Origin of the sequence: Ruoffia sp. FAM 24228 (genome assembly GCF_045528575.1) — a bacterium.
In the GTDB taxonomy this organism is placed as follows: domain Bacteria; phylum Bacillota; class Bacilli; order Lactobacillales; family Aerococcaceae; genus Ruoffia; species Ruoffia halotolerans.
Genome location: NZ_JBGQQZ010000081.1, coordinates 1 through 9,150, shown reverse-complemented (window position 1 = coordinate 9,150; position 9,150 = coordinate 1). Strand labels below are relative to the sequence as shown.

Annotated in this window: 9 protein-coding genes; 4 read left to right on the top strand and 5 right to left on the bottom strand. The window is 37.3% G+C overall.

What is annotated here, in order from left to right; genetic code table 11:
• Window positions 1–396 precede the first annotated feature (396 nt).
• Window positions 397–858 (top strand): GtrA family protein, encoded by a 462-nt coding sequence (locus tag ACEN33_RS11115; RefSeq protein ID WP_407090949.1) that lies wholly within the window; start codon window positions 397–399, stop codon window positions 856–858.
• Window positions 848–1,804: a glycosyltransferase family 2 protein gene (locus ACEN33_RS11110; protein WP_407090950.1), complete on the top strand. Its 957-nt coding sequence runs from the start codon at window positions 848–850 to the stop codon at window positions 1,802–1,804. The genes ACEN33_RS11115 and ACEN33_RS11110 overlap by 11 nt, the downstream gene beginning before the upstream one ends.
• 59 nt (window positions 1,805–1,863) lie before the next feature.
• Here ACEN33_RS11110 and ACEN33_RS11105 read toward each other — a convergent pair whose 3' ends face one another.
• Complete coding sequence (locus ACEN33_RS11105; protein WP_338489832.1) at window positions 1,864–2,508, bottom strand: CpXC domain-containing protein; 645 nt, start codon at window positions 2,506–2,508, stop codon at window positions 1,864–1,866.
• Between the two features lie 175 nt (window positions 2,509–2,683).
• On the opposite strand from ACEN33_RS11105, the gene rpiA reads away from it, so the two are divergent.
• Window positions 2,684–3,370 (top strand): ribose-5-phosphate isomerase RpiA, encoded by a 687-nt coding sequence (gene rpiA / locus ACEN33_RS11100; protein WP_197104179.1) that lies wholly within the window; start codon window positions 2,684–2,686, stop codon window positions 3,368–3,370.
• A gap of 21 nt (window positions 3,371–3,391) precedes the next feature.
• Complete coding sequence (locus ACEN33_RS11095) at window positions 3,392–4,696, top strand: pyrimidine-nucleoside phosphorylase (RefSeq protein ID WP_407090951.1); 1,305 nt, start codon at window positions 3,392–3,394, stop codon at window positions 4,694–4,696.
• Window positions 4,697–4,744: 48 nt separating this feature from the next.
• On the opposite strand, the gene fni is transcribed toward ACEN33_RS11095, so the two are convergent.
• From fni to mvk, 4 genes are read right to left on the bottom strand one after another with little or no spacing between them, the layout of a single operon-like run.
• Complete coding sequence (gene fni / locus ACEN33_RS11090) at window positions 4,745–5,818, bottom strand: type 2 isopentenyl-diphosphate Delta-isomerase (protein ID WP_407090954.1); 1,074 nt, start codon at window positions 5,816–5,818, stop codon at window positions 4,745–4,747.
• 14 nt (window positions 5,819–5,832) lie between these two features.
• Entirely contained in the window at window positions 5,833–6,987 is a 1,155-nt protein-coding gene (locus ACEN33_RS11085) for a phosphomevalonate kinase (protein ID WP_407095110.1), read from the bottom strand.
• 11 nt (window positions 6,988–6,998) lie between these two features.
• Window positions 6,999–7,991, bottom strand: a complete 993-nt coding sequence (gene mvaD / locus ACEN33_RS11080) for a diphosphomevalonate decarboxylase (protein ID WP_235888763.1) — start codon at window positions 7,989–7,991, stop codon at window positions 6,999–7,001.
• Between the two features lie 13 nt (window positions 7,992–8,004).
• Entirely contained in the window at window positions 8,005–8,997 is a 993-nt protein-coding gene (gene mvk / locus ACEN33_RS11075; protein ID WP_407090952.1) for a mevalonate kinase, read from the bottom strand.
• Window positions 8,998–9,150 lie beyond the last annotated feature (153 nt).

Genomic DNA, 9,150 nt, shown 5'->3' with positions numbered 1-9,150 from the left:
TAAAAAGTTTTTCTTTAGCTTAGAAAATCGATTAAAATATTTTAATTTCGATAAAGTGATCCAAAATTGAAAAATAACGACTAGAATAACTCAATATTTAAAAGTATGAATTATTCAGGATAAATATTCATAAATATATAACAACTAAAGTGTAGAATGAGGTTTGGAAACAAACCTCATTTTTTAAACATGAGAATAAAACAACGGACGGCATGTTATGCTTTTATATTGGCCTAAAATCCGTTACTATTAAGGGTAGTAATTTTGAACATAATCAGTGTGTATAATGAAACACACATATAAAGTAGTTTGATTGTAAGCATAAATAGAAAGAGAATCATTTTTTGTCTATCAACCTATGAATGATTTAATAAAGTATAGAAAGAAGGATAATGAATGAAACGTTTGATACAACAGTTTTTTAACTTTGCTGTTGTCGGTGGGATCTCAACACTGATTGATTTTATTGTGCTATATATTAGCTATGAAATACTGGGCATGAATTACTTAATCGGCACAGCCATCGCGTTCATTATTGCCACCGTATTTAATTATTGGGCAAGTATGCGATTTATTTTTGTTAGTAAGTTTGGAAAAGACCAACGCTATAAAGAATTTACAATCTTCTTATCACTGAGTATCGTCGGACTTATCTTGACACAGATTTTGATGTTCGTATTTGTAGAATGGTTTGGTGTGGCAGTCATGATAAGTAAGATTTTCGTCACAGGTTTTGTGATGATATTTAACTTTGTATCGCGGAAAATTCTACTAGATGATTCGAGTGAAGATGAACCAATCAATTCGGTACATACCGAAAAAGTTGCTGTTAAGGAGGCAAATCATTTTGACAAGTAATATTATGACGATTGTCGTTCCTTCTTATAATGAAGAGGATACGCTGGAAATTTTTATGGATGCGATTTTAGAAACTCAAAAGAAATTGCCATCTGTTTTTATTGAGACATTATTTGTAAATGATGGATCTCGTGACAATACACTTGCAGTTATTAAGCAATTAGCTGCAAAATATCCAGATAGAGTTAGCTACATCTCTTTCTCAAGAAATTTTGGTAAAGAAGCGGGAATTATGGCAGGGCTTGAGTATGCTCAAGGTGAGTGGGTTGCTTTAATGGATGCGGACTTACAAGACCCCCCTGAGATGCTTGTTGAGATGCATCGATTAATTACAGAAGAAGACTATGATGTTGTAGGAACGAAGCGCGTAAGCCGTGAGGGTGAGCCGCCAGTGAGATCATTCTTCGCCAATTTATACTATAAGTTGAATAATGTCATCTCGGATGTCAAATTAGAAGAAGGTGTTCGAGACTATCGTTTAATGAAGCGCGAAGTTGTCGATGCTGTATTAAGCTTGCCAGAGAGAAATCGATTCTCTAAAGGGATCTTTAGTTGGGTCGGTTATAAAGTGAAGTATTTAGATTACTATAATGTTGAGCGAAGCGCCGGCGATTCATCTTGGTCTTTTACCCAACTCATTCGATATGCTTTCGATGGCATCATCAGTTTCTCAGATGCGCCTTTAACATTTGCAAGTATGCTAGGTTTAATTATCTTTATCCTTTCAAGTATTTATGGAATCTACATTATCGTTAAGACAGTTCTTCTCGGAGCAACAACACCAGGCTGGCCTAGTCTAGCGGTACTCATCGTTGGTATGGGTGGTCTGCAATTATTCTGTTTAGGTATTGTTGGTAAGTACGTCGCTAAAATCTTTAATGAAACTAAGCGTCGCCCACTCTATATTGTAAAAGAAGCTCATACACGCAAAGAAATTGAACAATAATAAAAAACCGTCTAAATCTCAAACGCAATTTGTAAAGAGATTTAGATGGTTTTATTTAATTAGTTACTACTTAAAGCATGTGCCGCCCATTCCGCATTGATTAAATGGAATTGACCAGTTTCTGTTGTATTCACTATCTTCTTATATTTGTCTTTGGCGAATTTAAGTAAATTATCACTAAAATCAACTAAAAGTTGTTCATTAGCCGTAATGTACATAATTTTTGGTACGCCATCTTTCATATAAAAGAAGCGCGATTTAACATCTTCATTCGGTTTTTCTTTCGCAAATAACCCATCAGTCAACAATTTAACAATTTCAACTTCACGGTCATTATAGTGATGATCAAATAATTGAATTTTTTCTATTAAATCAGCATGGTGTGTCACAATACGCAATTCGTAATCAGATAAGTCCACTTTCTCGTCGCGAGTCACATTTTCTAAAAGTGTACTCAATTGATCTTGTTTATTTTTTAAGTTTGGTACTAAAAAGACCATAAATTCTTTTATTGGATCATGATATAAGAATTCTGTTTCGATTTGTCTGCGTGTACCACAATTACCACATTCAAAATATTGTAGTTGGCCATTTAATAAGTCTTTTTTCAAGTTCGGCTGTAATTTTGAGTTTACACGTGTTTCTACTTCTTGTGAAGCGGGTGTTTCACACACAGGGCATTTAATTTTAACTACTTGTTTCATTGAATCCTCCTAGAAGCTGTTCTATTGATATAGTCAATACATTCATTATAACAAAATTAGATAATTTATACGATATCAAAGGCAACAAGTAATCATGAGTATGCTATAATTTAATTGATAGGGCTACCAAAGTGAATAGGAGCTCAAATAGGAGAAAAGATAAGGTGGATGACAAATGTCTTTAGGTAAAGAAGCTGTTGGACGAAAAGCAGCAGATTATGTGGAAGATGGGATGGTAGTTGGCTTTGGTACAGGATCAACTGCATATTTCTTTATAGATGAAGTTGGAAAAAGAATACAAGCTGGCGAATTGAAACACATTGTTGGAGTTGCGACGTCACGTCAGACATTAACACAAATGCAATCATTAGGCATTGAGAGTCGTTCGCTTGATGATGTGAACTTTATTGATTTGCTTGTTGATGGTGCTGATGAGACGACTCGTGATTTTAACGGTATTAAAGGTGGTGGGGGCGCATTACTCCATGAGAAAATTGTTGCCCAAAACAGTCGACGTATTATTTGGATTGTGACGGAAGATAAATTAGTCGACACTTTAGGTAAATTCCCACTACCGGTCGAAATTGTTCAATTTGGTAGTTGGAAGTTATTCCGTACCTTCGATCAGTCTGGCATGAATCCTACATTTAGAAAATCAGGTCAAGATACATTATTTATTACAGATTCTGGTAATTATATTATTGATTTAAATTTAGATGTGATTCAAAATCCTCATCAATTAGCATTTGAGCTAAGTAATATGGTTGGGGTTGTCGAACATGGTTTATTTTTAAATTATCCTGATGTCATATTATCAAGTGATGCTGAAGGAAATGTACAAGAAATTACAAGAAGCAAATAATCTAAGAATTGGAGGTAAGTTATGAGAGTTGTCGATATCATTGAGAAAAAACAAATGGGTGAAGAGTTAACGAAAGCGGAAATTCGCTTTATGGTAGAAGGATTTACAAATGAATCTATTCCAGATTATCAGATGAGTGCTTGGATGATGGCTGTATACTTCCTAGGAATGAACGAAAAAGAAGCCAGTCATTTAACGATGGCTATGGTTGAAAGTGGAGACCAAATTGATTTATCCGGGATTGATGGCGTTAAAGTAGACAAACATTCAACTGGTGGAGTTGGAGATACTACAACGATTATACTTGCACCCTTAGTAGCGAGTGCCGGCGTTCCTGTTGCTAAGATGAGTGGACGTGGTCTAGGACATACCGGTGGAACCTTAGATAAATTTGAAGCCATTGAAGGCTTTGAGATTGAAGTACCGATTGAGAAATTTATCGAACTAGTAAACAAGAATAAAGTGGCGGTTGTTGGTCAAACTGGAAACTTAGCCCCCGCAGACAAGAAAATGTACTCATTACGTGATGTGACAAGTACTGTTCAATCGATTCCATTAATTGCGAGTTCCATTATGAGTAAGAAAATTGCCTCAGGTGCCGATGCAATTGTACTGGATGTTAAAGTAGGTGACGGTGCGTTCATGAAGACCGTTGATGATGCGCGACAATTAGCTAAAACAATGGTTCAAATTGGTGAACAAGTGAATCGTAAGACATTAGCAGTTATCTCTGATATGAGTCAACCACTTGGCTTTGCTGTTGGGAATGCTTTAGAAATTAAAGAAGCGATTGATACATTAAAAGGCGAAGGACCAAGTGACTTAACTGAGTTATGTCTAGTATTAGGTAGCCAAATGTTAATAGCTGCGAATAAAGTCGAAACCTTAGAAGAAGGTAAATCCGTACTACAAGAAAAAATTGAAAATGGAGAGGCGTTAGAAACACTCCGTCAGTTTATTGAACACCAAGGTGGAAACCCAGCGGTTGTTGATGATCCAAGCTTATTGCCACAAGCAAAATATCAAACTGAAATTAAAGCGGACCGTGATGGAGTTATTAGTGATTGGACTGCACTTGAAGTGGGAGTGGCTTGTAGTTTGCTTGGCGCAGGGCGCGAGAAGTATACAGATGATATCGATCCAGCGGTTGGTGTAGTTCTTAAAGCGAAAGTTGGAGATTCAGTTAAAAAAGGCGATCCGATTGTTGTTATTCACTCGAATACAGAAGATATTTCTGAAGTTGAAGACAAATTAACAAAAGCCTTTAAGATTAGTGACCATAGTGAACCAATTCAATTAATTGTTGATACAATTAACCATGCATAGAAAATACTAAAAATCCCATTGTCTCAATGAAGAGGCAATGGGATTTTTTTAACGTCTTGCGAGGTATTTATAATCTATCTCACGTAATTCAGCATATTCACGTAGTGGACCACGTAGTAATAATTGAGTTTCTTGTAGTTCTTGGATGTTATGACAGTTGAGTAATAGAAGCATATGTTTGATTGCTTTCTCCCAATCCAGAACGATTTTTGTAGCGGCATCGACACCTTCTAAGTGGACTGTCTGAAGTAATTTACCAGATAGGCCAGTTGCTTTGGCACCAAGCGCAAGTGCTTTTACGATATCATAAAAGCTTCTGACTCCACCACTGGCAAGAATATTCACTTCTTTTTGTAAGGAAAGTGATTCCAATAAGGATTCAGGGGTTGTTTGTCCCCATTCGCCTAGTAGGCTGAAATCAATCGTATCCCGGCGGTCATTTTCGATATTAACGAAGTTTGTGCCCCCACGCCCACTGACATCGATGTTTTTAACACCTAGTGAAATTAATTCTTCCATGGTTTCTTTACTCATTCCAAAACCAACTTCTTTAACAATTACAGGAACATCTAAGCCTTCAACAATTTGTTGAATATTCTCTTTCCAAGTTGAGAAATCACGGTCACCTTCAGGCATGACAACTTCTTGGGGTGTATTCAGATGGATTTGTAAGGCATTTGCTTTTAATAAGTCAACAGCACGTTTAGCGTTTTCTAAGTCATGATGTGCACCTAAGTTTGCCATAACAAAACCATTCGGATTATTTTTACGTATAATCGTAAACGAATCTCTGACTTCAGGTTCTTTCAAAGCGACGCTGAAAGAACCTGATGCCATCGCTAAGCCTGTCTCATGTGCAAGTGTTGATAGTGAATCATTGAATTGTTTCGTATAGGTTGAACCACCGGTCATTCCATTGATATAGAAAGGAAAACGGTGTGTCGTATTTGCCCATTGAGTTGATGTATCTATTTGGTCAAATTTCACCTCGCTGAATGAATGATGCATAAAGCGAATATCATCAAACGCAGATGTTTGTAATTTACTTTGTTGTTCTAATGCCAAGTTCACATGATCATCTTTTCGTTGTTGAGCAAGTGAAGGTTGATTTTCTTTTGTCATAATTGCCTCCGATACTATGTTGTTTCCGTAGAGAAGGGGGGAGTTACTTGCAGTGGTAAAGCTACAATATCTTCCGATTCCCAATCTTTAATTAAAGTCTCTGTCTTGATATCTTTATGGCCAATAGCAATGCCGCAATCGCCACCACCAGCCCCAGAGGACTTAGCAATGTATGAGTGAGGAAGGGCTGTTTCAATAAATTGAGTCAGTTCATTCGTTTCGATGTCTAGTTGATAGGTATGACTCAAATCTAAGAGTAATTGCCGATATACTTGAATCTCATCTTGAATGGCAGTTAAGTTCTTTTCTTGAAAGCCAATACGCATGCGTTCAACCGATGCTTTTGCATTCTTTAAGAATGCTTTGAATTGGTCATCAGCTTGATTTAATCGATCAAGTAATTGCCCAACTAAGTTTTCAGTAGAAGCAGGGGATTGCGTCCAACCAATCAATAAAGTTAGTTCAGCCGGAACACTTAAGGACTCAATAACAAGGTCTGGCCAATCCATTAACAGCAAGGAAGCCACCGGTGTGTTTGCGTGAACCATCTCTTTCAGCCACTCACGGTCAAAAGATTGATAATAAACCCAGCCACCAGTCGTAATTGTCGCGATATCAGCCAAACTCCCATTTGATTTCGATAAAGCCAACGCAATCGCAGCCAGTTTAAAGATAGTCACATGGTCTAATGCTTGTACTCCATGATAAGCTAATATCCCTTTAATCGTCGCTACGACAATTGCACCACTTGAGCCTAAACCGAATTTTAACCCATCTTTATTAATTAAGTCTGAATTAAATTGAATATTATAATTTAAAATAGAGACATTTAAGCTTCGTAAAAGTGATTCAGTGACACGAATCGCATTAATACAATAGTGCCAACCAGTTGCAGTATTTGGTGCAACTTGGAAATGATTATCTTTTCGATCATAATTCAAAGGACCTAATTCAGACAAATTAGTCGTTATTACTCCACCTTCAGTATGCTCACTCGCAGTAACTCGAGCAGTTAAGAATTGATCGACCGCTATAATAATAGCCGGTTGTTTCGGGAATAAAATCGCATATTCACCCGTTATAAATAATTTCCCTGGTACATTAACGGTACTAGATTCATTGAAGGACGTTCGATTGAAAAGATCCTGTATCGATGTTTGTGTTGACAATATCTACACTCCTAACTAATCTTATGCGGTCCTTTTCCAGGTCCAGTTATAACTAGACGATCACTTGAAAAATGTTTTTCAAAGGCTTTCTTAATTTCTTCGGCCTGGCTTAAACGGCAAAGAACTTTCACGTTTGGTCCAGCATCCATTGTAAAGTAACAAGGAATGCCAGCTTCACGAAGTTCTCTGACGATGTTCATTGCAGTCAGAGATTCAGGTTCCCAATAAGTCATACTTGGATCAGCAGCAATAATCGTCGCATGCATCTTCATCGCATTATGTTCTGCGATTTGTCCAATCGTCGGAAAATCTCTATTCTCAATGGCAGGAATGATTGCTTCCAAATCTTCAGCCACTGTTTCCGGCCAAAGTTTGTAGAAAGGAGAAGTTTCGATAGTATGTTCCATTCCGACACGACTACTAATTTTCTTTTGTTCTTTATTAATCATAACAACAAGCATACCAATATCCCAATCAGCCTCATCAATCATCTCAGCAAAACTTGAATCCGATTCGTTCCCAATTCCTTTATGCCAAACGGTAAAGCCACCAAATAAACTACGAGTAGCACTTCCAGAACCACGACGAGCGTAGGTAGACAGTTCTTTATTCGATAGATTTGTCTCAAATAAATCATTACAGGCACTAGCTAAAGCTGCAAAAGCCGATGCCGAAGAGGCAAGACCGGCTGCAGTTGGAACATGATTGGTACTGTTTACGTGTACTGGTCGATGTATACCAGATAAATCTCTGAACATATTAATAAAACGCGATACTTTCTCGATCGCGTTAATGTCTTGTATTTGACCATCTAAGGTAAAGGTATCCTCATTGGATTGAGAATTCCATTCTAAAGTTGTTTCTGTATAAAATTGATCAAGCGTCAAAGAAAGACTACTTGTAACGGGAAGGAACAATTCTTTGTTTCGTTTTCCCCAATACTTAATTAAAGCAATGTTAGTATAAGCACGATACGTTGTTGTATCCATTTGTTTATGTTGCATTATAAACCTCACCTTATATTGTTTTTAAATCTAATGACCAAGTTTTTGTTGCGCCCGCATCCATCATTGCTTGTTGAATCAAATCGGCTTCGACTTTAGTTTGAGCTAGTGCGATTACACAGCCACCGAAGCCTCCGCCTGTAAGTTTAGCACCTAAAGCACCGGCTATCCAAGCAGCGTTAACGATACGGTCAATATGGGCATTTGAAATCTCTAATTGATTGAGATAGTAATGGTTATATGTCATCAAGCGACCTAATTCATTGATATCTTTCGCTTGAATCGCATCAACAGATTGTTGGACAAAGCCACCAATGGCCCTCATCACCGTTCTAATAAAATCTGGTTTCGATTCTTTTAATTGTCTCACCTTACTCACGGCTGTCTTCGTCTGACCTGGCATATCACTGTCAGCTACAACTAAGTAAGCATCTAGGTTAATTTTAATCGTTTTTGCTGTTTGACTTTTACGATAAATAACCGGTGAATTTGTACTAGCTAAAAGAGTATCTAAACCACTTGTTGATTCATGGGCGATAACCTCGGCTTGATTCACAATGAAATTCAACTGATAATTAGATATTTCTTGCTTGTAAAAATCACACAAAGCACGAACTAGCGCGACACTAACCGCAGCTGACGAACCCATACCTCGCCCTGAAGGAATCGAACTATCGATAGTAATATCCATAGGCGTATTCGCTAATTTAAAGCTACTCAGAGTCACTTCAATAGCTTGCTTAAGGTTATCTAAAGATTCCGGCGCATCTTCTATAATGCCATCATAATATGAACTATGAATGTAAGTATGATTAGATTTAGAAGGAGTGATCGTCACAGTCACATTGGCCGAATTAAAAGGTAATGCAATCGCAGGGTAGTCGTAGACAACCGCATGCTCTCCCATCAATATAATCTTACTATGAGCCTTACCTATACCAATAAGTTGTTTCGCATTTGAAGTCATTAATTTAGATTGATAATTATGTCGCTTTGATATGTCCATTTTCTACCTCCCATCACTTTTTTTATTTACGCCGATTGTAAAATTAAGCTAGACAACTAAAACAGCCATTTGTGGTACACTCAACTTGTAATTCCGACCAAAGAATACAAAGGAGTGACCACAAATGACCTACACCCATCTTACCACGGATGA